We start from the raw sequence: 22,940 nt of genomic DNA, 5'->3' as shown, positions 1-22,940 counted from the left end.
AAGGCGGAACATCAAGTGTCGGGCGATAGGGTTTGGTAGGCCGTATAAACGGCTCGAAGAAGCCTGGCCCGGAGGATTGAAGGCATTAACAGTAAAGCGACAGCAATGCACAGGGAAGGACATCTGATGGAAGAGATAACGGCATATCCGAACATGGAGGAGTCGTTCAGGGCGGTAGTCCGCGGCAGCCGCCGCAAGGGCAGCCGTACCGGCCGTGCGCTTCTTGCCCACAAGGAAGAAGTCATCGCCGAACTGTCGGCACGCCTGGCCGACGGGAGCTACACCATCAGCAACTACCACGAGATGGAAGTGATGGAGGCCGGCAAACTGCGGCGCATCCAGGTGCTTCCCATGAAGGACAGGATAGCCATCCATGCTGTCATGAACGTGGTGGACGAACACCTGCGGCGCAGGTTCATACGCACGACGGCAGCCTCGATAAAGGGACGCGGCATGCACGACCTGCTGGGCTGCATACGGAGGGACATGGAGGCCGACCCTGAAGGCACCGCCTACTGTTACAAGCTGGATGTCCGCAAGTATTATGAGAGTGTCAGCCAGGACAGGCTGATGGAATGTGTAAGGCGTGTTTTCAAGGACAGGACGCTCCTTGTGCTGCTGGAGCGGTTCGTGCGCATGATGCCTTCCGGCATCAGCATCGGGCTGCGCAGCTCGCAGGGGCTCGGCAACCTGTTCCTGTCGGACAACCTTGACCATCATGTGAAAGACAAGTGCGGCGTGCCGTATTATTACAGGTACTGTGACGACATCGTCGTGCTCGGTAAAGCGAAATCGGAATTGTGGAAAGTCCGTGACATCATCCACGGGAGGCTGTCGCTTGCCGGGCTTGAAGTCAAGCCCAACGAGCGCATCTTCCCCGTGAGCGAAGGCATAGATTTCCTGGGATACGTCATCAGGCCGGGCTACACCCTGCTCAGGAAGCGCGTAAAACAGAACTTTGCCCGGAAGATGCACGGCATCCAGAGCAAGCGAAGGAAACGTGAGTTGGTGGCCAGTTTCTACGGCATGGCCAAACACGCGGACAGTATAAGGTTGTTTAACAAATTAACAGGCAAAGAAATGAGAGACTTCAAGAGTTTGAACGTGTCTTACAAGCCGGAGGACGGCAAGAAGCGTTTCCCGGGCACGGTAGTGAGCATCCGCGAGCTGGTGAACCTCCCCATCGTGGTGAAGGACTTTGAGACCGGCATCAAGACGGAACAGGGTGAGGACAGGTGCATCGTCGCCATCGAGCTGAACGGTGAGCCGCGCAAGTTCTTCACCAACAGCGAGGAGATGAAGAACATCCTCGCGCAGATAAGGGAAATCCCCGACGGTTTTCCGTTCGAGACGACCATCAGGACGGAGAGCTTCGGGAAAGGTCGGACAAAGTATGTATTCAGTTAGGCAATGAAGCGAGTGGAAGGAAGTGCCGGTGTGGCGTTGCTGGAATGCACGAACCCGGTGAAAGGGAAATGGCGCGTCCGCTGGGACGTGGAAACAAAGGAGGACGGCTCGGCTTCCTATATGGAGGAAGAGCTTAGCCACAGGCCGGACGCGGAGGAAATACGGTCGCTGGTGTCGCAATGGTACAACGCGAACACGGACGCCCGCATCCTGTCAGGCTTCGAGTACGACGGGCAGCCCGTATGGCTGTCAAGCGAAAACCAGTTCAACTACAAGGCGGCCTACGACCTTGCCGTACAGACGGACGGCCAAAACCTGCCCGTGACCTTCAAGCTGGGCACGGACGATGCGCCGTATTACCGAACATTCGACACGGTGGCAGACCTTCAGGACTTCTACGTGAAGGCAATGAAGCACATACAGAATGCCCTGTCGGAAGGATGGATGAAGAAGGGTGCGCTGGACTTGGCTTTGTATGAAGCCGGGTAGTTCCGGATGAATCCCCACGGGGGAGGGATATAAAAAAGCCCCCGGCCTGTTGATATAAGTAACGCCAATCACTTAATAAACAACGCAAGCGAACTCGCACGACCGGGGGCATGTACCCTCGTCGCGAGTTCGCTTTTTTCGTTGTAATAAGTGATTGGCATTGCAAAAGTAATAAAATGATTGGACATGACACTATTTGAAGCACTTAAATTTAACAGAGAACCGCTGGAGATGCTCATAAAGCTGGGCATAAAGCAGGACGATGTTCGCTATATAGACCTTTATTCGGAGTTTGAGGCGATGAAGAGCAGGGGTGAGAAAACAACTTATGCCGTGCTGTACCTGGCCAACAAGTATTCTGTATGCGAGCGCAAGGTCTATGACCTGATTAAACGTTTCGGAAAACGCTGTACGTTTGGTGCAGTGTGATTTATCTCCATTCTTCTTTTGTCCTGTCCGGTGTGGCTACCTTTGTGCAGACTTAAAATGATGGCACATGAACAAGTATTACCAAATGCTGGGCAAGATACTCAAAGAAGGTAAAGTCCAGACAAACAAAAAAAGGCTGCATCAGGTACCTGCTGAACGAAAGGATGACGCTTATGCCGGCTGACCTGCTCGATATATTCGAGAGTCATGGTATTGCACGCAAGAAGCTGAAGACAGAACTCGGTCTGTTCATGCAGGGTGAACGTGATGTAGAAAGATACCGGGAAGCGGGCATAACATGGTGGGATTATTGTGGCCAGACGCTTGTCAACAGTTACCCGACCTATTTTGAGAAGCTGCCGCCACTCATCGCCCAAATCAATGAGGAAAAGCGCAACAGCAAGAACTATGTCTTGTTCCTCGGTGCAACAGGGGTGGAAACCAACCAGGCACCATGCCTTAGCCTTGTACAGTTTCAGATAGACGAAGGTGAACTGGTGGTGTCGGCCTACCAGAGAAGCAGCGATGCGAACCTCGGGCTGCCGTCGGACATTTACCACCTTTATTTGATGTCGAGGCAGATAGACCTGCCTTTGAAGTCTATAACGCTCGACCTTGGGAACGTGCATATATACGAAAACAATATATCCCGGACAAAAGATTTGCTGGCCGGGGTGGAAAACATAAAATTCGAGTTGAATGTATGAGAAAAATGTATTTGTCAGCTCCGCTGCCGTTTGTGGGACAGAAGCGGATGTTCGCAAGGGAATTTATCAAGGTGTTGGAACAGTTTAACGACAAGACCGTGTTTGTGGATTTATTCGGTGGAAGCGGCTTACTGTCTCACATAACCAAATGCCAAAGGCCGGATGCGACGGTCGTGTATAATGATTTTGATGGTTACAGGGAAAGGTTGCAGGCCATACCCCAGACAAACATCCTGCTGGCGGACTTCAGGAGGTTGGCCGCAGGTGTACCGAAGGATAAGCCAATCAGAGGTGCGGTGCGTGAACGTATATTGGAACGCATCGCAATGGCGGAAAGGGAATGGGGGTACGTGGACTACATTACCGTATCTTCCGCGTTGATGTTCTCGATGAAGTACGCCACGAGCCTTGAAGCCATGCGCAAGGAGACGCTTTACAACAACATACGCAAGACGGATTATCCGCCTTGCCCTGATTATTTGGATGGCTTAACGATAACGTCCTGTGACTACAAGGAACTTTATGAGAAGTACAAGGACGTTCCCGGCGTCGTGTTCTTTGTTGACCCTCCCTATTTGTCAACGGAAGTCGGCACGTACAAAATGTATTGGCGTCTTTCAGACTATTTGGATGTGTTGAACGTGTTAAGGGATAAGCCATTTGTGTACTTCACGTCAAACAAGTCATCGATAATCGAACTGTGTGAATGGCTTGGTGAAAACAAGACGCTCGGCAACCCTTTCAAAAATTGTGGAAAAGTGGAGTTCAACGCACACATGAATTACTCCGCGAAATACACGGACATAATGCTGTACAAGAAGCAAGATGAAAAGCCTTTTAATAAGGCAGCTTGAATATCATTTGAATGCTATTATATTGCCTGTTGAATTGTGCTTGACAAAGCCCAAGCCCGAAATAGAGTGATTTTGGCTCTTATTTCGGGCTTTGTTGTTCGTGTTGCGTGCAAGTCCTTTTTTGGACGTTTCGTTTTGAATGAACTCTCGAAAAATGGACGCTTCGTTTCGAATTCGGCGAAAATTTGGATTTGCGGATTATACACGTACCCTTCCGTCTTCCGACAAGATGGTCACTTTTACTTCGTGCGACTGGCCGTCCATGAATTCGGACACATTCGTAAAGCGGATGATATAGGAATTTTGCATGGCACCTGTCACGGGAAGGCTGTTTAGTGTTACGCCAGAAAAAGTCGGAGACACTTCCATAACAGTTCCTCCCGTATATTCAGATAAAAGCCAAGGTGCCTCTCCGATACTATAATTGAGGCTACTTGATGAACCGCTGAATACCGTATGAATAGTTCCTTTATTCGTATTCCAATTCATGGCATCAGCCACATAAGACACAGATATTTCGTCATCACCTCCCGGATAATTGGCATCATCTGTAAAGTTAACATATACACGGTTCGCTCCCAATCGGAAAGAAAAATGTTCGTCTGCGAATCTTAGAGCCTGAACACCGCATTCTCCCCCTGCACGAGAATAAGAGTTTTCAGCGACCGTATACAGCTCCGAAGCATCATCACCGGCATAACCTTTTGTCCGACTTGTATTGGTAACGGAACGATTATTTAGAAAGTTATTCAACTCCATGTAATCTGTTATATTCAATGCGCCAGTCACACCATAACCATTTACCAAAGAACCATACTGGCGACCGACATTTCCTCCATAACCGACGCAGCCAAACTTGACATCAATATCAGAAGCACTTAATTCTCCTGCCCATGTTACAATATCACGCGCTATCCCATCCGCTTCATCTCCCATGCTCCCAGAATTATCTACAAGAAACACGACATCGACCATAATGGCATTTTCTCCTTGGTTGTCCGAGTTGTTGTATACAGCTATGCCTTTGGGCTTGCCGTCTACAGACACCCACACGTTTTGTTGGTTCACACCGTTGCCGCCTGTTCCAACGAGTTTCAGCCATTCATAGGAGTCCGGATCCTGTATTCCGGTCATATCCAAACGGACAATGGCGTCATTGCCGCTGTTCTCTACGGTGTAGTTCACGTTAGGAATATAAGTCGTGGAAGTCCCTATCTCCGGATTCGGATCGGCATCATCATCGCTAGGAATGCCGTGGGCAGGCTTTCCTTCTTCCAATACAATCGTCTCGTCTCCGCTACCTAAACAAGCAGAGAGCGAAACCACAAACGTCATGACCGGAATATACCACAGTCCTCTAAATTTGTTCCTTTTCATATCGCAATTTATTTAAAAAGTTTTATTTTAAGATTTCAAATTCCACACGACGGTTCATCGTACGCCCTTCTTCCGTATCATTGGTCGTCAGCGGTTTGGACATACCGTAATAACTATAAGACAGTTTGTCTTTGTCCACCCCGCGCCCTATTAGATAATCTACCACGGCCTGAGCACGCTTGTGGGATAGTTTCATATTGAATTCCTCCGTTCCTACATTATCCGTATGTCCCTTCACTTCTATCCGTGCGTGCGTCCTCACCAACGTGTTGGCCAGCCTGTTCAGGTAAGCATAAGACTCTGTTTTTATCGTACTTTTCCCGAAGTCGAAATTAATGGCATCGATGGCACAGATGGTCTTACCTGCGACAGGTTCTCCTTTCTGCATCATATCGTTGATTTCCTCCAATGTATAACAGGGCTTTTCTTTTACAACAGGTATGGGTGTAGGACGCTGTACAATGACCGGAGTCGGAGGGGCGGGAACGGCCTTTTTCTTGAACACGCTAAAAGGAATCCCCAAGGTAGCCTTCACTTCGAATCCGGAGAAATTCCGGTTGCCTTCCAATTCATAAGACGGTAGAGACCAGTTGGTATTCACTTCAGCCTTGCCGTCTTTTTTTTTTCCTCCATAAGTGTCGGTAAAGCCCAGTTCATAGCTGGCATCCACTCCGAAGAAGAAGGTATTTCCCCATGCCTTGAATTGGTATTTCGCACCTATACCTACCATTCCGGCAAAGTACATACTCGCCATATTGGCCTTGGACAGGTCTAATCCGTAGCCCACATATTCCCCGTTGGCAAAGTCCTCTTGCATCCGAATCGTTCCTCTTGTCGCAAAACCTATTACAGGTGCAATATATACGTATGGACGGATACGCGATTCGGCTTTCATAAAGCTATAAACCAACGGAACCCGAATATCCACGAACCGCGACTTCAAAGCGTAATGGATACCGTCGATGTTTTCGTCGTACATATCCTTACCGATATCGACGATCCTGCCGCCACGGCGGAGGAGGGATAATTCCGGACGCACGGAGAAATGCCGTTCCTTGCCAAAATCGTACTGTGCAAAAACTGTAAAAACACCGCTATTCAGGTTCTTGTGGTCAGAAAACAACTCTTCATCCAAGTCTGAATACCGCATGGTATTGCTGTGGAATCCTACTCCCACACCAAAGAACCATTGCCCTCCTTCACGGGAAGGACTTATTTGAGTGGTGAATTGGGCTTGAATGGACAAGCCGAAAGACAAAGCCAAAGTTGAAAATAGTACTCTCTTCATCATACAAAATATTATTAATGTTCATTTACTCTGTATCTTAGCCATCGCTCTCTTAGGAAGAGAGCGACTGGAGGAAGTAAATCCTTGTAAATGAAGAAGAAAGAAAGAAGAAGGAGAAGAACTCTCAATTTTTTAGAGGAAAATAGAACAAAAAGTTAAGGTCTAATTTGCATCTTCTTGCTTTTTTTATTTATTTTGCCTTTTGTTGGTCGCTCTCTTCCTAAGAGAGCAATTTATATCCAACTGTTACTGATTTACAAGAGAATTGTTCTTATCGAATAGTGAACAATAATATCCAACCTTATAAAAGGCAAAGAAATACAAGTTTGGATGCTTGCTATACAAGTTTCGTCGTATCATCGGTCTGCACAGACGATACAAGAGGGATACAAAAAGGACGAGGTGTAATCGTTGAAGAGTGCCATACAAACGGTGCACCCCCGAACTTCTTTCCAGTTTGTCACGGTGGACATATAATGTCCTCAAGGACTCTTCTGTTTTTCGTAGTACATTCCTATTGGTGTCTAATCCGCAATTCATTAAAGGGTTGTCTATATGCAGAATTTTGATGCCTTCTTTTTTTAATACCAATCCGAATAAAGTGTCTTCGTGCCCATAGTGCGTGATGGTTTCATCAAAAGGGTGTTTGAGGAATGTTTCGCGGAGAATCATGAAATTAAACGTTCGGAATACTTTATAAGGGTGCAAAGCTCGTTTTTCTGCCGTGAAGTGAGGTTCGGCATGTTTTTCGTAGGAATATGCCAAAGAAACCTTCGGTGACGGAAGCTGTTCCGGATGCACCAAGCCTCCGTAAACGACTTCAGCCGCGTTACGTACTGCCATGTACCGAGACAGAAACTCGTTACTGACTACCGACGCATCGCAATCCATAAAAATAAGGTAGTCATATCGGGCGAGGCGCCCCAAGATATTGCGGATACGCGAACGGCCCACGTTCTCTTGCAATTCTATATATTTGCAGTTGGGAATACCGTTGATTTTACGGTTTTCACGCTTAAAGGCATCTTCCGAAGCATCGTCGGCCACCAATATCTCGTAGGGGCATTCCAGTCTTTCAGCTTGTTGTTGCAGGTCGGTCACCAATTTAACGCACACGTAGTTATACGTCGGAATCAAAATGGAAAGCATATTCTGTTTTATGGTATTCGGTCTTCAAAACTTTATGAGGTTCACGGGTTTCTTTGGCATTGTATGATGAGTACATGGTTCGTCTTGTCATCTATCCGGAAACGGTTGTCGCTCCGTTCGTTGACCAACCAAGCGATGCGCTCTCCGCTGCATACGACTAACTGCCTTTCTTTTTCGAACAGATTTTTCTGGCAGTTTGTCAGATAGTCGCTTACCAATTTCTGCCCCGTCATACCGAAAGGGACAAAACGGTCTCCTTCTTGCGCGAACCTCACCGTTATGGGATATTCTATTTTGTCCAGGTCCATGCACACCGTATCTTTGCTTCGAGGTATCGTAAAATGCCGGTCATAATGCACCCTACGGATGAGGAACGTAAGGTCTTGTGTTACTTTCACACATCCTTCCAATGGAAGGACATGGCACAAACACTTATATTGTTCGTCTTTACGGCTAAGCACAAGCGTTTTTCTGTCTCGAAGCAATCGCCATTCATGGCTTTCATAAACTTTTCCGGAACCGCCATCCAAGTGGTCGAAAACCTCTTCCGTCTGTACGCTGTTGAAACCGTATGAGGACAACAGTTCAAAGAGTACGGTACGCGCAGCAGGAATAGTCTTCAAGGTTTGTATGTCGATACGGTTGTTCCGGCATATACGCGCCTTCAAATCCTCTATGGCTATATTATATAAGGTATAGGCATCTTCCAGATGACGTATCGTGTCTTGTAAGGTGTCGAGGATAGACGGGTTCACGGTTTTCAGTATCGGCAAGAACTCCAGACGGATTTTGTTACGGACGGCTTCCGTTTCCAGATTCGTGCTGTCCGTGACGTAAGACTGCCCTTCTCCGGCCAGATACCGCTCGATTTCCTCACGGCTCGTGTCCAGCATCGGGCGTATGACATAGCCGTTGCGGTAGCGCATGCCCGTCAAGCCTTTCAGTCCCGTGCCGCGGACCAGATGCAACAACAGTGTTTCCACGTTGTCGTCGCGGTGGTGTGCCACAGCAATTTTGTCAAACCGCCAATCCGTACGTAACTCTTCAAAATATCCGTAACGCAATTCACGGGCAGCCATTTCTATGCTGATGCCTTTTTCACGGGCGTATGCCATCGTATCGAAATCTTTCGTATGCAAACGTATGGACCGTGAACGGCATAAATCGCGTACAAATTTCTCATCGCGGTCAGACTCCTTCCCACGCAGATGAAAATTACAGTGTGCGGCCTCGCAATGGAAACCGGCCTGTAGCAGCACCAAAAGCAAAGCCACGGAATCGGCTCCTCCGCTCAAGGCTACAAGTATCTTGTCATCCGGTTCCACCAATTGGTGCTCCCGGATACATAGCATAACGCCGTCATAAAATTTTCCTTCCTTCTCCATATCCCCTTGTCTAAAACAAACAAATCCATTGCAGGAGTATGCAAAGATAACAAATAAGCCTCAAAAAAATAGTGGTGAAAGCATTTTATTCGGTTGCTCCCAATCCTCTTTTTCATAATATAAGGTAAAAAGACGGAATTTATCCCCCACGGTTCATCCTGTTATCCGTTTTTGCATTATTTTTGTTCGGTACATTTTTATATGTTTTGATTTATGTGGCATGAATACATAGCTTACCTCATTATCGTAGTGGCTTTCTGTTGGTTCGGAAGGCGTATCTACCGGTTCATACGTCATCCGGAAGACACGTCCTCATGTGCAAGTTGTACGGCAGACTGTAAATTGAGGGGCTTAAAACGCCCTACAAGAAAAGAAAAACAGAGAAACTGCACCAAAAAGGAGGAAAATGCGCATAAATAATTGCGGTTTTCAAAAAAAGTTGTACCTTTGCAACGCAAAACGGAAATGGTTCCCTGACCGAGTGGTTAGGTAGCGGTCTGCAAAACCGTCCACAGCAGTTCGAATCTGCTGGGAACCTCTTCCGAGGTGCGAAAATGTTGGTTCCCTGACCGAGTGGTTAGGTAGCGGTCTGCAAAACCGTCCACAGCAGTTCGAATCTGCTGGGAACCTCCTGAAAAGAAAGCCGTTTCCATCTGAAACGGCTTTTTTATATCCTCTACTCCAAATTCAGGCTCTTTTCATTGGGATTGTACTTCCCGTCAGCTACCGATTGCGATTTGGCTTCCCGTCGGTATTCATTAGGTGTCATACCGGTAATCTTCTTGAAAACCCGGTTGAAATAAGAGAAGTCCTCGAAACCGACCAAATAAGATGTTTGTTTCACCGGAAGGTCGTTCGTGATAAGCAATAACTGAGCCTTTTCTATTTTGCGTTGGATGATGAAATTGGCAGGCGTTGTCCCCGTTTCCTTTTTGAAGATACGGATAAAGTAATTTTTAGATACACATAATGTTTCCGCAACTTTGTCGATGCAGAGTTCGTCTGAAATGTGATTGCGGATGTAGGTGATGGCTTTTTTTACACGGTCGTCCGTCACTGTGGATTTGAGATGAGCCGTCTTAAAAAAGGGAGCGAGTAATTGATAGATGATACCGCGTGATATCATTTTGTTGTAAAGTGGCCGTTGTTTGTTCTTCAATAAATTGGATGCCAGCGTAGAGCTGTTATCATAGGTGGAGGGATCCGATTTACTTAGCTTCATAGTCGGGTTCAAAGAATACAACTCCTGAAAAATAGAAAGTTCAAGAGTGTCACCTTGAATTTCCTCCGGTAGGACCCAATCTTCCAGGAACAAGTATTTGGCTTGAGGGTCTTCATATATATGGGCATAATAGTGGGTAAAAGATGAAGTACACTCATAGCTGTGCGATGTAAATGCAGGGATAAAATACATGTATCCTTTGCGAAGCGACACGGTATGGTCGGGTAATATAATTTTGGCTGAACCTTCTATGACATAATAAAGGCGTGCGAAAGGGCTACTTACGTTTTTCCAGTTCCAGTCAGCGTTGTGCTGAGCCAGTCCTATGTTGAGGACAAAAGGGTGAAAAGTGTCTATGTTAAATTCCATGGCGTATAAATTTACGCTCAAAATTGGCAATAATATTCATTACTTGATACTCTTTTTAGTTAATTTAGCATAAAATATTTCTGCTTTATATACTTTAGTCGATATTGTTCTTATTAAAGGCTATAAAGTCCAATAAAAGTAAAATGTTATCTCCTACTTTTGCACAAGCTATTTACAGGCTAAATAGCGAAGTAAAAGAATAGAAACCGATAAAAACAATGATGTGATGAAATATTCATATTTAGGAAAAACGGGAATGAAAGTGCCCGTATTGAGTTTTGGAGCCTCTTCATTGGGAGGTGTGTTTCACTCTGTCCGTGAAGCAGAAGCAATTCGAGCCGTATTTACGGCGATAGAACATGGCATGAATTTCATAGACGTGTCACCTTATTATGGACATACGAAAGCCGAGACTGTATTGGGAAAGGCCCTGACGGAATTGCAGCGGGAGTCGTTCCTCTTGTCTACCAAAGTCGGACGTTACGGTGCCGGCGGAGTGAACACGTGGGATTATTCTGCAGGGAGGACTCGGGAAAGCGTTTTTGAAAGTATGGAACGGTTGCATGTGGACTACATCGACCTTATCAACGTGCATGACATAGAGTTTGCAGACCTTTCCCAAGTGGTCGATGAAACCCTGCCGGCATTGGTGGAACTTCGTGAGAAAGGGCTTGTAGGGCATGTCGGAATCACCGACTTGCAACTCGAAAATCTGAAATGGGTCATCGACCACGTGCCGGAGGGAACGGTGGAAAGCGTGCTCAATTTCTGCCATTACACGCTGAACGATGACAAATTGGTTGACTTTCTGGATTATTTTGAGGAAAAGGGGGTCGGGGTCATCAATGCATCGCCTTTTGCCATGGGATTGTTGTCGCAACGCGGTGTGCCGGAATGGCATCCTGCTCCGGCTGCATTGGTCGAAGCTTGCCGCAAAGCCTCGGACTATTGCCTGTCTCAGGGTTATCCTATCGAAAAGTTAGCGATTCAGTATTCGGTTAGCAATCCCCGTATCGGCACGACCCTTTTCAGTTCTGCCAATCCGGACAACGTGCTCAAGAATATACAATATATCGAGGAGCCGATAGACTGGGATTTGGTGGCCAAGGTAAAAGAGATCATCGGAGACCAGCAACGTGTAACGTGGAAAAACACATAAAATCGGGAAGAGATGGAATATACAATCATTGATGCCCATTCCCATTTATGGCTCAGGCAAGATACCGAAGTCGACGGACTGCCCATCCGTACCCTTTCGGGAGGCAAATCGCTTTTCATGGGTGAAGTCCGGCAAATGCTTCCTCCTTTTATGACGGACGGGAGAAACACGGCAGAAGTGTTCCTCTCCAATATGGACTACGCGCAAGTCAGTGCCGCCGTGGTCACACAAGAATATATCGACGGCATACAGAACTATTATCTGATGGATGTACAGACCCGTTACCCCGATCGCTTTTTGGTGTGCGGCCTCTGTGAGTTCCGTAGACCGGGATTCCTGACGCAGGCCAAGGAGCTGATAAGGAAAGGATTCAAAGCCATCAAGATTCCGGCCAACCGCTTGGCTTTGTCTACAGGTAGGGTTCCGTTGAACGGTGACGAAATGATGGCCATGTTCCATCTCATGGAGGAACACCGGCTCATCCTGTCGATAGATATGCTGGAAGGCGACACCCAAGTGGAGGAACTGAGAGACGTGATTACGGAATGTCCGGATCTGAAGATTGCCATCGGACATTTCGGGATGGTGACTTTTCCCGGTTGGACGGAACAAATCAAATTGGCACGCTATTCCAACGTATTTATAGAGTCCGGTGGTATCACCTGGCTTTTCAACGATGAGTTTTATCCTTTCAAAGGAGCCGTGCGTGCCATTCGGGAAGCTGCCGGACTCGTCGGGATGGAAAAATTGATGTGGGGTTCGGACTATCCGCGCACCATCACGGCGATAACCTATCGCATGTCCTACGACTTCGTTGTAAAGAGCAATGAGCTGAGCGATGAGGAAAAATCCCTATTCTTGGGAGGCAATGCAAAAGCATTCTACGGCTTCGGTGCCTTGCCCGTATTACCTTATATTAAAAACATGTCAGAATGAAAGCATTTCAGATTATATCGCCGCTTCATACGGCTTTAAAAGAAATAGATGCGCCTGCCTGCCGGGCGGGCGAAGTGTTGTTACGTATCCGTTACGTGGGTTTCTGCGGTTCCGATCTCAATACCTACTTGGGACGGAATCCGATGGTACGGATGCCTGTCATCCCCGGCCACGAAGTGGGTGCTACGATAGAGGCTGTGGGTACGGATGTCCCCGACTTTCTGCGTCCGGAACAGCATGTCACCGTCAATCCTTACACGAATTGCGGCAAGTGCGCCGCCTGCCGGAACGGACGTGTCAATGCTTGTGAACATAACGAGACTTTTGGCGTACAGCGGGACGGCACCATGACGGAATTCGTAGCCGTGCCCTGGCAGAAGGTGGTGACGGCCGACGGACTTTCCGTCCGCGACTGTGCTTTGGTGGAACCCATGAGCGTGGGCTTCCATGCCGTGTCGCGCGCCCAAGTGACGGACATAGACACGGTCATGGTCATCGGCTGCGGCATGATCGGCCTCGGGGCTATTGTCCGTGCCGCCCTAAGAGGGGCAAAGGTGATTGCCGTGGATTTGGATGATGAAAAACTTGAGGTGGCACGTTCGTTGGGGGCAACCTGCCTTCTCAATTCTAAAACAGAGGATGTACATGCCCGGCTGATGGAATACACCGGAGGCTTAGGCCCGGACGTGGTGATTGAAGCGGTGGGCAGTGCACCCACATACGTCATGGCCGTTCAGGAAGTAGCCTTTACCGGACGTGTGGTGTATATCGGATATGCCAAAAGCGATGTCTCTTTCCAGACGAAGTTGTTCGTACAGAAGGAGTTGGATATACGCGGTTCGAGAAACGCATTACCGGAAGATTTTCGTGCCGTGGTCCGTTATTTGCAACAGGGGCACTGTCCGACGGACAAGCTCGTTACCTATGAAGCCTCCCTTGAGCAAGCCGGGGAAATGTTGCAACGGTGGGCGGATGATCCGGCTAAGGTTTTCCGTATCTTGGTGAAGTTTTAAAACAAATACAGGTCAATTAAATCAATGTATCCATGCGTGAATTGAATAGTAAGACGGCTCCTAAGACAGTGAGACCGGAGAGAATCATACAGTTTGGCGAAGGCAATTTCCTGCGCGCCTTCGTGGATTGGATTATATCGAGTATGAATGAGCGTAGCGACTTCAACGGCAGTGTGGTCGTGGTACAGCCTATCGAAAAAGGCATGGTGGATGTGCTCAACCGGCAGGACGGCCTTTACCATGTCAATCTGCAAGGGCTTGAAAACGGACAGGTGGTAAACACATACCGCCTGATAGATGTCATCAGTCGTGCGCTTAACCCTTACAGCCATTTTGACGAGTATATGAAACTGGCCGAACAGCCGGAAATTCGTTTTGTCGTTTCCAATACGACCGAGGCCGGCATCGCATTCGATCCGGCTTGCAGGCTCGACGACCGTCCGGCAGCCTCCTACCCCGGGAAACTGACGCAACTGCTCTACCATCGTTTCCGTCATTTCCATGGCGACAAAAGCAAGGGACTGATTATTTTTCCCTGCGAATTGATTTTCCAGAACGGGCATCATCTGAAAAGAATCATCCGGCAATACATCGACCTCTGGCAGCTCGGCGAGGATTTCGCGACATGGTTCGAAGAGGCATGCGGCGTGTATGCCACGTTGGTGGACCGTATCGTGCCGGGCTTTCCCCGCAAGCACATTGAAGAGATTCAGGAGAAACTGCAATACAAAGACCAGCTCGTCGTGCAGGGCGAAGCATTCCACCTTTGGGTCATCGAAGCACCGGAAAGCGTGGCGCAGGAGTTCCCGGCTGCAGAATGCGGCCTGAACGTGCGCTTTGTGCCCGATGAAGAGCCTTACCACCGGAGAAAGGTGACTTTGCTGAACGGGCCGCATACGCTACTCTCCCCCGTGGCCTATCTTTCCGGCGTAGACATCGTGCGTGAGGCCTGTCAGGATCCGGACGTGGGGCGGTATATCCGCAAAGTGATGTTCGACGAACTCATCGAAACGATAGACTTGCCACGGGAAGAACTCCGGACGTTTGCCGACAGCGTGATGGAACGGTTCACCAACCCGTTTGTAGACCATCAGGTCACGTCCATCATGCTGAACGCCTTCCCCAAGTTCGCCACACGGGATTTGCCGGGACTGAAAGAATACCTCCGTCGCAAAGGCACGCTCCCGTCCGGGATTGTGTTCGGCCTGGCAGCCCTGATTACCTATTATAAAGGCGGCCACCGTGAGGATGGCACTCCGATTGTCCTGTCCGACTCTCCCGACATCATGGAACACGTGGCCCGCTTGTGGCAGGAGGGCGACGAGCAAAAGGTGGCCTCAGGCGTGTTGGAGCGTACGGACTGGTGGGGTGAAGATTTGAACCGGATACCCGGATTGGCCGGACGCTTGGCATGCTACCTGAAAGACATCCGCTTGCAGGGCATGCGGGGTGCGCTGAAACATACGTTGGATTCATAGAATTTCTTTATGCTGAAATATATTGTCATTCATCCGGCGGACAATGTGGCCGTGGCTTTGCAACCGTTGGAAGAAGGAGAAAGCATCACCTGCGGGAGTACGGCCGTCAAGGTGAGGGAGCAGGTTCCGGCCGGTCATAAAGTCTCGCTCGCCCATATTGCCGCCGGACAGGACGTTATCAAGTATGGCAGCCCCATCGGGCATGCCACGGAAACGATAGAGCCGGGCCGGTGGGTGAACGAGCGGATGTTGCGTACCAACCTGAAGGGGATATCGGATTACCGGTACCAGCCCGTACCCGTCCCATGTCCTCCGCCCGACCGCCTGCGGACCTTCTCGGGTTATGCACGCCGGAACGGCGAAGTGGGCATCCGCAATGAATTATGGATTATCCCCACCGTGGGATGCGTCAACGGCGTGGCCGAACGTTTGGCGCGGATGCTCGAAAAGGAAACCCGTGCCGAAGGAATAGACGGCATCAGGGCTTACACGCATAATTACGGGTGTTCGCAATTAGGAGACGACCATGAGCATACGCGCCGGATCCTGCGCGACATGGCGCTCCATCCCAATGCCGGCGGCGTGTTGATAATCGGTCTGGGATGCGAAAACAACCAGCCCGACGCATTCCGTGCCTTACTTGGAGATTATGACACGGAACGCATACGCTTTATGGTCTGCCAGCACGAGGAGGATGAGATGGAGAGCGGGATGAAGATTCTCCGGGATTTATATGCCCGGATGGTGGAGGACCGCCGGACAGAAGTACCGATGAGGAAACTGAGAGTGGGACTCAAATGCGGAGGTTCCGACGGTTTTTCCGGCATTACGGCTAATCCGCTTTTAGGATGTTTCTCAGACTATCTTGTGGCCCAAGGGGGCACCACGGTGCTTACCGAGGTCCCTGAAATGTTCGGTGCCGAAACGCTTTTGATGGCCCGTTGCAAGGATGAGACGGTTTTCCGAAAGACCGTTTCGCTCATCAATGATTTCAAAAACTATTTCATCAGCCATGGGCAACCGGTCTTCGAGAACCCCTCGCCGGGAAACAAGGCCGGAGGGATTTCCACCTTGGAAGAAAAGTCATTGGGATGCACACAGAAATCCGGAACGACTGCCGTGTGCGATGTGTTGGAATATGGAGAGACCTTGTCTTCTCCGGGACTGAATTTGCTGAGTGCTCCCGGCAACGACCTTGTGGCCAGTACCGCTTTGGCGGCCTCCGGATGCCATATCGTGCTGTTCACGACCGGACGCGGCACGCCTTTCGGCACGTTTGTGCCCACGGTGAAGATTTCGTCCCACACCGGATTGGCCGGGAAAAAATCCAATTGGATAGATTTCAATGCCGGCACGTTACTGGAAGGGGAACCTATGCCGACCGTATTAGAACGCTTCACGTCTTTCGTCCTCGATGTGGCCAGCGGGCGGCAGACGTTGAATGAAGAGAACGGCTACCACGAAATCGCTATTTTCAAATCCGGCGTTACCCTGTAAGCCGGAATCATGCTTCCGGAAGATTTTCGCCTTCCGGAAGCTTTTCTTTCAGGAAAAGACTTACCTTTGCGTAGTAAATAACTTGATATGACGGACGACAAAGACAAGCAATGGACTGTTTTGGAAAGCGAATATCTCATCCGCCGCCCTTGGCTGACGGCGCGGCGTGACTGGGTGAGACTTCCAAACGGCGTGGAAAACAATGAATATTACGTGTTGGAGTATCCGGATTGGGTCAATGTGATAGCCCTGACCGAAGATGGAAAATTTATCATGGAGAGGCAATACCGCCACGGTTTGCGGTGGACCGGTTATGAGATATGCGCCGGGGCGTGCGAAGAAGGGGAAACGCCGTTGGAGTCCGCCCAAAGGGAACTGCACGAAGAGACGGGATTCGGCGGCGGGGAATGGACGCACTTGATGACCATTTCGCCCAATACGTCTTCCGTGAACAACCAATGCCATTGTTTTGTGGCACGCGGCGTGAAACGCGTGTCGGCTCCTCATCAGGAAGCCACCGAGGACATCAGCGTGCATTTCCTGACTGTGGACGAGGTACGTAGCCTCTTGCTGCACAACGAAATCAAGCAGGCGTTGATGCTCGCACCGCTATGGCGTTATTTTGCGGAGCATCATTTATGGTAAGCCCGGCTTCATCCGCTTCCGAATGGCAGGACATGCTGTCCGGCCGCCTTCCTATGCGTGAAGTCCGTGCCTGGGGGAAACGCTTGGCGCACGATGGAATGTTCCGCGACACGTTGCACCATATCATGACGGACGGCGACAGCCGCATGGCGGAAAATGCCGCCTGGGTTTTCACGTATGCGGATGCCGATGTTTTGCCAAGCCTCCCGTCACACTACGTAGACACGTGGATGGAACGCGTCATGAATACCCGGAGCGAAACGCTCCGCCGCCTGTTGCTCACGCTCATCAGCCGTTCAACGCTCCCCCACCCGTTCCGCACGGATTTCCTGGACTATTGCCTTGCCGGGATGTCTTCTTCCCGATATCCCCATAGCGTCCGTGCGCTTTGTATGAAACTGGCCTATAAACTATGCCGCACCCATCCTGAGTTGTTGGAAGAATTGAAGTTGAATCTCGAAATCATGGAACCGGACCTTCTTCCGCCCTCATTGCGCAGCGTGCGCTGCCGTGTCATGGCTGGTATTGCTTCCCAAAAGCGCGGATAAGGCTACTGACAAAATGTCAGTCCTTTACGGGCAAGAATCGCGTATTTGCATCCCGTTTGGAGTCCTTTGGATTTCAAACGATTCTCGTGCTTCCGTTTTTTATTAAAATGACGGGATTTTGTTTGTATTTCCATCTTTGTGAAAACAAAAACATCCTGTGTCTGACCTTATCAAGAAAAACCTGCGGGCAAGCCGGAAAATGAAGCAACATTTTGATTTCGGATTTTGGGACGGAAAAACGGCCGGAAAAACAAAAAAAGGCCATCCGAAGCCGGTTGACAAACCGCTTTCATGGCATTTTCCCGACGGTAAACGCATGAATGCGGAAAATTGTGCGGCAAATGATTTTTCGCTTTCAGTCGAATAAAAAATCGTTTGCAGCCGATTGAATGTTACGAATGCTTAAAACACCTGCGAGAATACATGAGAATGTTTAAATACGTGAAAGAAGCAGGTGTATTTTCCTCCTGTTTGACCATAAAAATACAGGCGAAACAAGGTGAAAAACTGCCATTTTGTCAGTCCTTATCCGGTCGGGCCGCACATGCCGGGCACAGTCCCTTAAGTACATAATTCACTCCGTACAGGACAAATCCTTCCGGTGCTTGCACCACCGGAACCGCCTGGCTCCGGAAGCAGAAAGCGCGATGGCATCCTTCGCAATAGAAATGTACGTGCTGGTCGCTCACCGAACAAGTGCAATCGTCGCTGCATACCGCATATTTCAGTGCGCCCGAGCCGTCGTCGATGGCATGAATCAGGTGGCGGTCCAAAAACAGCGAGATGGTGCGGAATATGGTGGACTTATCCACGGTTTGCAGTTTTTCTTCCAAATCGGGTTGCGACACGGCACGGTTCATCTCCATCATCGTACGGAGAATCAACAGACGGATGGCTGTGGGTTTCACGTTCCGTAAATTCAGTTTATGCAGATAGATGTCTTCTTCCATAATGTATATGCCTCCAATATAACTATGGGATAAAGGTACGTGCTTTATCCCATAGTATAACAATGGTTTAATCTTTTTTATTACTCAATAGCCGGACTGCATTCAGAATAGCCAACAAAGCCACTCCCACGTCGGCAAAGACGGCTTCCCACAAGGTGGCCGCACCTGAAGCCCCCAATGCCAGTACGAGCAGTTTCACTCCGAGGGCACCGATAATGTTCTGCCACACGACGGCCCGTGTGCGGCGACCTATGCGAATGGCTTCGGCTATCTTCGACGGTTGGTCGGTTTGCAAGATGATGTCGGCCGCCTCGATGGCCACATCACTTCCCAATCCGCCCATCGCAATGCCTACCCTGCTGGCTGCCAATACGGGTGCATCGTTCAGTCCGTCGCCGACGAAAGCCACACGTGCGTGTTCTTTCGTTTGAAATTCTTCGATATGCCGCACTTTGTCCTCCGGCATCAGGTCGCCGAAATAACGGGAAATCCCTAATTGTCCGGCCAATTTGCCCACCAATGCCGACTTGTCTCCGGATAAAATGCAGAGGTTGCGGATACCCAGAGCGTGGAGAGCCGTCACGGCACGGGAAGCATCGGGTTTCGGTTCGTCAGCCAACAGCAGGTAGCCGGCATAGCGTCCGTCGAGAGCCACAACCACAATCGTATCGGGAATTTGAAGAATGTCTTCGGGATAAGCCACTTGGTTTTGAGCCAATAAGGCCGCTTTCCCGACTAAAAGTTCGCCTCGGTCGGTCATGGCGCGCAGACCTAATCCGGCTCGTTCTTCCGTACTTCTTACCGCAGGAAGCATAATGGCCTGTTGTTCGGCATATTCACCGATGGCACGGGCTATGGGATGATTGCTTCCGGATTCTGCCGCTGCGGTCCAGGCCACCAGTTCGTCGGCTGTGAGTCCGCCGGAGGGATGTACTTCCTGCACCCGGAAGACGCCACGGGTCAGTGTGCCGGTCTTATCGAATACTACGGCATCTATATGGGTAATGGCATCCAGATAGTTACTGCCTTTGAACAGGATGCCCCGGCGTGAGGCTGCCCCGATTCCGCCGAAATAGCCCAGCGGTATGCTGACCACCAATGCACAGGGGCAGGAAATGACGAGAAAGACCAACGCCCGGTAGAGCCATGCCTGAAAATCGTAGATGAAACCAGGATTCCATGAGGCATACAGCCAAGGCAACACGACCAACAGCAGGGCAAGCATCGTGACTGCCGGAGTGTAGATACGGGCAAACCGGCGGATAAACTGTTCGGTGGGTGCTTTACGTGAAGCCGCATTCTGTACCATATCGAGGATGCGCGACAGGGCACTGTCGGTATATCCGCGTACGGTACGCAATCTGACGACCCGTTCGGTCGGTATCATACCAGCCAGTACTTCTTCGTTCTGTCCGATCATGCGCGGCACGCTTTCGCCGGTCAATGCCGCAGTATTGAAAGCTGTTTCAGGCTCCAACAGCACGCCGTCCAAGGGCACGCGTTCACCGGTCTTGACTTCAATCTCCTCGCCGACACCCACAGTTTCCGGTGCCACCGTCTGCCATCGCCCGTCGCGCCGCACGGTGGCAGTCTGCGGCCGCACGTCCAACAATGACTTGATATGACTCCGGGCTTTGTCCACAGCACGATCCTGAAACATCTCTCCCACGGCATAAAAGAGCATGACCGCTACGGCTTCCGGATATTCTCCGATATAGAACGCGCCGAGCGAGGCTAACAGCATCAGCGTAAATTCATTGAAGAAGTCCTTGTGGCGAATGGTTTCCCACGCCTCTTTCATGATGGGGATCGCTACGGATAACCATCCCACGAAGAACCAGCACAACCGTACCCATGAAGGGCGGAAAAAGGCTGTGTCCAAGCTTTGACATGCGATACCACTGATTAAAACCGCGAAAGAAAACCATAGACGGAGGCTGGTTTTCCGATTGTTTTCCGTGTGGCAGGTGCCATGACCGCACCCGCAAGTATGTGCTTTTGTTTTCATTATATGGCTTTTTTATGATTTCTATGGCAAAGTTATCCGGATTTCCGTGCAACTTGGTTGCAAAGACCTTTCCGCTAATGGGACAGTGCATTTCCCGTGTATGCAAAAAAAGATGCAGCTTTTCACAAAGCCGCATCCATATAACCTAATTTTAATAGTTATGAAAACTAAACAGTGCCACGTTTTTCACAAGACATGGCCCCACGTCTAAAAACATTAAAAACCGAGATATGCGGTTTTCGCAAATCACATACCCCCAAATCAATCTTGTATTAATTAACCATAAAAATCTAATGTTCTTTATCATCATACACGGGCTTCGGCGATATAGCCTAAAGCCTCTTTACATTTGTCGGTAATGTATTGCCAATTTCCGGCTGCTACTTCTTCTTTCGGGAACAGCTTGGAGCCCATTCCCACACAATAGACTCCGGCCTTGACCCATGCGGTCAGGTTTTCTTTCGTAGGTGCCACGCCGCCCGTCACCATGAGTTTGGTCCACGGACAGGGTGCCATCATTCCTTTTACGAAAGCCGGGCCGTACACGTCGCCGGGGAAGAGCTTGCAAAGGTCGCAGCCCAATTCCTGTGCCTTGCCGATTTCCGATACGGTGCCGCATCCCGGACAGTAGGGCACCAAACGGCGGTTGCATACCGGTACGATGTCGGGATTGAACAGCGGTCCGACTACGAAGCAAGCTCCCAACTGAATGTAGAGGGCAGCCGTCGGGGCATCTACCACGGAACCTATTCCCAAAGCCAGTTCCGGACATTCCTTGGCAGCGAATTTTACGCATTCGGCAAACACTTCCTGGGCAAAATCGCCACGGTTGGTAAATTCAAATGCGCGCACGCCACCGTCGTAGCAAGCCTTGATGACTTTTTTGGCCGTTTCGGCATTGGAGTGATAGAATACGGGGACCATTCCGGTTTCCCCTATTTTTTGCATGACTGCAAGTTTATCGAATTTTGCCATATCTTTTTGTTATTGTTGGACGGATTTATCTTTGTACGCGGCCGTTGGCGGAACCTCCGGCCAAAGCAGCCACCTCTTCAGCGGAAACCATGTTGAAGTCGCCCGGAATCGTGTGCTTCAAAGCCGAAGCCGCTACGGCAAACTCCAACGCTTCGCCTTGGGTCTTCATCGTCAGCAGACCATGAATGATACCACCGGAGAAAGAATCGCCACCTCCCACACGGTCGATGATGGGGTCTATGTCGTAACGTTTGGACACGTAGAACTCCTTGCCGTCGTATATCATGGCTTTCCATCCGTTGTGAGTGGCCGAGATGGATTCACGCAAAGTGGAAATGACGTACTTGAAGCCGAACGTATCTATCATGCCTTTGAAGATGCCTTTGTAGCCTTCGGCCTCCGTGCTGCCTCCTTCTACGTCCGCATCCGGCTTGAAACCCAGACAAAGTTCTGCGTCTTCTTCATTGCCGATGCATACGTCTACGTATTGCATCAGGGGCTTCATGATGCTTTGGGCTTTCTCGGAAGTCCAAAGTTTCTTGCGGAAATTGAGGTCGCAGGAAACGGTTACACTGTGCTTTTTGGCTGCAATACATGCCTGGCGCAAGCATTCGGCACTGGCGTCTGAAATGGCCGGTGTGATACCGCTCCAATGAAACCAATCGGCACCTTCCATGATGGCGTCGAAATCGAAATCGGCCGGACAAGCTTCTGCAATAGATGAGCCTGCACGGTCGTAAATGACTTTGGACGGACGCATGGAAGCTCCCGTTTCCAGATAATATATTCCCACACGCTGACCGCCACGGGCGATGAAATCAGTGTGTACACCATAACGGCGCAAGGCATTTACGGCAGCCTGCCCTATTTCGTGCTTGGGCAGTTTGGAAACAAAGTAGGCCTCATGTCCATAATGGGCACAACTTACGGCTACATTGGCTTCCCCGCCCCCGTAATTAATATCAAAAGTGTCTGTCTGTACAAAACGAGATTGTCCGGGTGTGGACAAACGGAGCATGATTTCTCCCATCGTTATTATTTTTCCCATACCTATA

20 protein-coding genes, 2 tRNA genes and 1 pseudogene are annotated in these 22,940 nt (G+C 49.7%); 14 read left to right on the top strand and 9 right to left on the bottom strand.

Going from position 1 to position 22,940, the window contains the following annotated elements:
* Nucleotides 1-105 precede the first annotated feature (105 nt).
* The 5 genes and pseudogenes from HMPREF9441_RS15540 to HMPREF9441_RS15520 all read left to right on the top strand — a co-directional run bounded on the left by HMPREF9441_RS15540 (nucleotide 106) and on the right by HMPREF9441_RS15520 (nucleotide 3,886).
* Nucleotides 106-1,407 (top strand): reverse transcriptase domain-containing protein, encoded by a 1,302-nt coding sequence (locus HMPREF9441_RS15540; protein WP_039865495.1) that lies wholly within the window; start codon nucleotides 106-108, stop codon nucleotides 1,405-1,407.
* Nucleotides 1,408-1,410: 3 nt separating this feature from the next.
* On the top strand, nucleotides 1,411-1,896 hold the full coding sequence (locus tag HMPREF9441_RS15535) for a DUF4376 domain-containing protein (protein ID WP_008622807.1): 486 nt from the start codon (nucleotides 1,411-1,413) through the stop codon (nucleotides 1,894-1,896).
* A gap of 186 nt (nucleotides 1,897-2,082) precedes the next feature.
* Nucleotides 2,083-2,325, top strand: a complete 243-nt coding sequence (locus tag HMPREF9441_RS15530) for a hypothetical protein (protein WP_008622806.1) — start codon at nucleotides 2,083-2,085, stop codon at nucleotides 2,323-2,325.
* A 67-nt stretch (nucleotides 2,326-2,392) separates the two neighbouring features.
* Nucleotides 2,393-3,032: pseudogene (locus HMPREF9441_RS15525) on the top strand (thymidylate synthase).
* Nucleotides 3,029-3,886 (top strand): hypothetical protein, encoded by an 858-nt coding sequence (locus HMPREF9441_RS15520; RefSeq protein WP_008622804.1) that lies wholly within the window; start codon nucleotides 3,029-3,031, stop codon nucleotides 3,884-3,886. Before HMPREF9441_RS15525 ends, HMPREF9441_RS15520 begins: the two are co-directional and overlap by 4 nt.
* 198 nt (nucleotides 3,887-4,084) lie before the next feature.
* On the opposite strand, the gene HMPREF9441_RS15515 is transcribed toward HMPREF9441_RS15520, so the two are convergent.
* The 4 genes from HMPREF9441_RS15515 to tilS all read right to left on the bottom strand — a co-directional run bounded on the left by HMPREF9441_RS15515 (nucleotide 4,085) and on the right by tilS (nucleotide 9,085).
* Nucleotides 4,085-5,263 carry a vWA domain-containing protein gene (locus HMPREF9441_RS15515; protein ID WP_008622800.1) on the bottom strand — a complete coding sequence of 393 codons (1,179 nt, stop codon included), beginning with the start codon at nucleotides 5,261-5,263 and terminating at the stop codon, nucleotides 4,085-4,087.
* A gap of 22 nt (nucleotides 5,264-5,285) precedes the next feature.
* Nucleotides 5,286-6,554 carry an OmpA family protein gene (locus HMPREF9441_RS15510; protein WP_008622799.1) on the bottom strand — a complete coding sequence of 423 codons (1,269 nt, stop codon included), beginning with the start codon at nucleotides 6,552-6,554 and terminating at the stop codon, nucleotides 5,286-5,288.
* 243 nt (nucleotides 6,555-6,797) lie between these two features.
* On the bottom strand, nucleotides 6,798-7,700 hold the full coding sequence (locus HMPREF9441_RS15505; protein ID WP_008622798.1) for a glycosyltransferase family 2 protein: 903 nt from the start codon (nucleotides 7,698-7,700) through the stop codon (nucleotides 6,798-6,800).
* A gap of 41 nt (nucleotides 7,701-7,741) precedes the next feature.
* The gene (tilS, locus tag HMPREF9441_RS15500) at nucleotides 7,742-9,085 is read right to left on the bottom strand and encodes a tRNA lysidine(34) synthetase TilS (RefSeq protein ID WP_008622797.1); all 1,344 of its coding nucleotides are present in this window, start codon (nucleotides 9,083-9,085) and stop codon (nucleotides 7,742-7,744) included.
* 467 nt (nucleotides 9,086-9,552) lie between these two features.
* Here tilS and HMPREF9441_RS18470 point away from each other — a divergent pair.
* Nucleotides 9,553-9,623 (top strand) — tRNA-Cys (locus HMPREF9441_RS18470).
* Between the two features lie 21 nt (nucleotides 9,624-9,644).
* Nucleotides 9,645-9,715 (top strand) — tRNA-Cys (locus HMPREF9441_RS18465).
* A 46-nt stretch (nucleotides 9,716-9,761) separates the two neighbouring features.
* Here HMPREF9441_RS18465 and HMPREF9441_RS15490 read toward each other — a convergent pair.
* Nucleotides 9,762-10,676, bottom strand: coding sequence for an AraC family transcriptional regulator (locus HMPREF9441_RS15490; protein ID WP_008622793.1), 915 nt, complete (start codon nucleotides 10,674-10,676; stop codon nucleotides 9,762-9,764).
* 226 nt (nucleotides 10,677-10,902) lie between these two features.
* On the opposite strand from HMPREF9441_RS15490, the gene HMPREF9441_RS15485 reads away from it, so the two are divergent.
* From HMPREF9441_RS15485 to HMPREF9441_RS15455, 7 genes are all read left to right on the top strand, one after another.
* Nucleotides 10,903-11,835 carry an aldo/keto reductase gene (locus HMPREF9441_RS15485; RefSeq protein ID WP_008622792.1) on the top strand — a complete coding sequence of 311 codons (933 nt, stop codon included), beginning with the start codon at nucleotides 10,903-10,905 and terminating at the stop codon, nucleotides 11,833-11,835.
* Nucleotides 11,836-11,847: 12 nt separating this feature from the next.
* The gene (locus HMPREF9441_RS15480; RefSeq protein WP_008622791.1) at nucleotides 11,848-12,771 is read left to right on the top strand and encodes an amidohydrolase family protein; all 924 of its coding nucleotides are present in this window, start codon (nucleotides 11,848-11,850) and stop codon (nucleotides 12,769-12,771) included.
* Nucleotides 12,768-13,784, top strand: a complete 1,017-nt coding sequence (locus HMPREF9441_RS15475; RefSeq protein WP_008622790.1) for a zinc-binding alcohol dehydrogenase family protein — start codon at nucleotides 12,768-12,770, stop codon at nucleotides 13,782-13,784. The genes HMPREF9441_RS15480 and HMPREF9441_RS15475 overlap by 4 nt, the downstream gene beginning before the upstream one ends.
* Before the next feature lie 32 nt (nucleotides 13,785-13,816).
* Entirely contained in the window at nucleotides 13,817-15,262 is a 1,446-nt protein-coding gene (locus tag HMPREF9441_RS15470) for a tagaturonate reductase (protein WP_008622788.1), read from the top strand.
* A gap of 9 nt (nucleotides 15,263-15,271) precedes the next feature.
* Nucleotides 15,272-16,759: a UxaA family hydrolase gene (locus HMPREF9441_RS15465; RefSeq protein WP_008622787.1), complete on the top strand. Its 1,488-nt coding sequence runs from the start codon at nucleotides 15,272-15,274 to the stop codon at nucleotides 16,757-16,759.
* Between the two features lie 87 nt (nucleotides 16,760-16,846).
* On the top strand, nucleotides 16,847-17,404 hold the full coding sequence (locus HMPREF9441_RS15460) for an NUDIX hydrolase (protein WP_008622786.1): 558 nt from the start codon (nucleotides 16,847-16,849) through the stop codon (nucleotides 17,402-17,404).
* A complete protein-coding gene (locus HMPREF9441_RS15455; RefSeq protein WP_230315577.1) occupies nucleotides 17,371-17,952 on the top strand; it encodes a hypothetical protein in 582 nt (193 codons plus the stop codon). The genes HMPREF9441_RS15460 and HMPREF9441_RS15455 overlap by 34 nt, the downstream gene beginning before the upstream one ends.
* A 518-nt stretch (nucleotides 17,953-18,470) precedes the next feature.
* Here the strand turns inward: HMPREF9441_RS15455 and HMPREF9441_RS15445 are convergent.
* From HMPREF9441_RS15445 to HMPREF9441_RS15430, 4 genes are all read right to left on the bottom strand, one after another.
* A complete protein-coding gene (locus HMPREF9441_RS15445) occupies nucleotides 18,471-18,902 on the bottom strand; it encodes a Fur family transcriptional regulator (RefSeq protein ID WP_008622783.1) in 432 nt (143 codons plus the stop codon).
* A 67-nt stretch (nucleotides 18,903-18,969) separates the two neighbouring features.
* The gene (locus HMPREF9441_RS15440; RefSeq protein WP_407946632.1) at nucleotides 18,970-20,910 is read right to left on the bottom strand and encodes a heavy metal translocating P-type ATPase; all 1,941 of its coding nucleotides are present in this window, start codon (nucleotides 20,908-20,910) and stop codon (nucleotides 18,970-18,972) included.
* A gap of 306 nt (nucleotides 20,911-21,216) precedes the next feature.
* Nucleotides 21,217-21,885, bottom strand: a complete 669-nt coding sequence (locus HMPREF9441_RS15435) for a bifunctional 4-hydroxy-2-oxoglutarate aldolase/2-dehydro-3-deoxy-phosphogluconate aldolase (RefSeq protein ID WP_008622780.1) — start codon at nucleotides 21,883-21,885, stop codon at nucleotides 21,217-21,219.
* 25 nt (nucleotides 21,886-21,910) lie between these two features.
* A complete protein-coding gene (locus HMPREF9441_RS15430) occupies nucleotides 21,911-22,933 on the bottom strand; it encodes a sugar kinase (protein WP_008622779.1) in 1,023 nt (340 codons plus the stop codon).
* Nucleotides 22,934-22,940: the final 7 nt, after the last annotated feature.

The organism is Paraprevotella clara YIT 11840 (assembly GCF_000233955.1).
Taxonomy (GTDB): domain Bacteria; phylum Bacteroidota; class Bacteroidia; order Bacteroidales; family Bacteroidaceae; genus Paraprevotella; species Paraprevotella clara.
This window is presented reverse-complemented; position numbering and strand designations above follow the sequence as displayed.

Bases quoted from the DNA above. Each gene is read 5' to 3' on its own strand.
- HMPREF9441_RS15540 (WP_039865495.1), top strand. From the start codon at position 106: ATGCACAGGGAAGGACATCTGATGGAAGAGATAACGGCATATCCGAAC.
- HMPREF9441_RS15535 (WP_008622807.1), top strand. From the start codon at position 1,411: ATGAAGCGAGTGGAAGGAAGTGCCGGTGTGGCGTTGCTGGAATGCACG.
- HMPREF9441_RS15530 (WP_008622806.1), top strand. From the start codon at position 2,083: ATGACACTATTTGAAGCACTTAAATTTAACAGAGAACCGCTGGAGATG.
- HMPREF9441_RS15520 (WP_008622804.1), top strand. From the start codon at position 3,029: ATGAGAAAAATGTATTTGTCAGCTCCGCTGCCGTTTGTGGGACAGAAG.
- HMPREF9441_RS15515 (WP_008622800.1), bottom strand. From the start codon at position 5,263: ATGAAAAGGAACAAATTTAGAGGACTGTGGTATATTCCGGTCATGACG.
- HMPREF9441_RS15510 (WP_008622799.1), bottom strand. From the start codon at position 6,554: ATGATGAAGAGAGTACTATTTTCAACTTTGGCTTTGTCTTTCGGCTTG.
- HMPREF9441_RS15505 (WP_008622798.1), bottom strand. From the start codon at position 7,700: ATGCTTTCCATTTTGATTCCGACGTATAACTACGTGTGCGTTAAATTG.
- tilS (WP_008622797.1), bottom strand. From the start codon at position 9,085: ATGGAGAAGGAAGGAAAATTTTATGACGGCGTTATGCTATGTATCCGG.
- HMPREF9441_RS15490 (WP_008622793.1), bottom strand. From the start codon at position 10,676: ATGGAATTTAACATAGACACTTTTCACCCTTTTGTCCTCAACATAGGA.
- HMPREF9441_RS15485 (WP_008622792.1), top strand. From the start codon at position 10,903: ATGAAATATTCATATTTAGGAAAAACGGGAATGAAAGTGCCCGTATTG.
- HMPREF9441_RS15480 (WP_008622791.1), top strand. From the start codon at position 11,848: ATGGAATATACAATCATTGATGCCCATTCCCATTTATGGCTCAGGCAA.
- HMPREF9441_RS15475 (WP_008622790.1), top strand. From the start codon at position 12,768: ATGAAAGCATTTCAGATTATATCGCCGCTTCATACGGCTTTAAAAGAA.
- HMPREF9441_RS15470 (WP_008622788.1), top strand. From the start codon at position 13,817: ATGCGTGAATTGAATAGTAAGACGGCTCCTAAGACAGTGAGACCGGAG.
- HMPREF9441_RS15465 (WP_008622787.1), top strand. From the start codon at position 15,272: ATGCTGAAATATATTGTCATTCATCCGGCGGACAATGTGGCCGTGGCT.
- HMPREF9441_RS15460 (WP_008622786.1), top strand. From the start codon at position 16,847: ATGACGGACGACAAAGACAAGCAATGGACTGTTTTGGAAAGCGAATAT.
- HMPREF9441_RS15455 (WP_230315577.1), top strand. From the start codon at position 17,371: ATGGCGTTATTTTGCGGAGCATCATTTATGGTAAGCCCGGCTTCATCC.
- HMPREF9441_RS15445 (WP_008622783.1), bottom strand. From the start codon at position 18,902: ATGGAAGAAGACATCTATCTGCATAAACTGAATTTACGGAACGTGAAA.
- HMPREF9441_RS15440 (WP_407946632.1), bottom strand. From the start codon at position 20,910: ATGAAAACAAAAGCACATACTTGCGGGTGCGGTCATGGCACCTGCCAC.
- HMPREF9441_RS15435 (WP_008622780.1), bottom strand. From the start codon at position 21,885: ATGGCAAAATTCGATAAACTTGCAGTCATGCAAAAAATAGGGGAAACC.
- HMPREF9441_RS15430 (WP_008622779.1), bottom strand. From the start codon at position 22,933: ATGGGAAAAATAATAACGATGGGAGAAATCATGCTCCGTTTGTCCACA.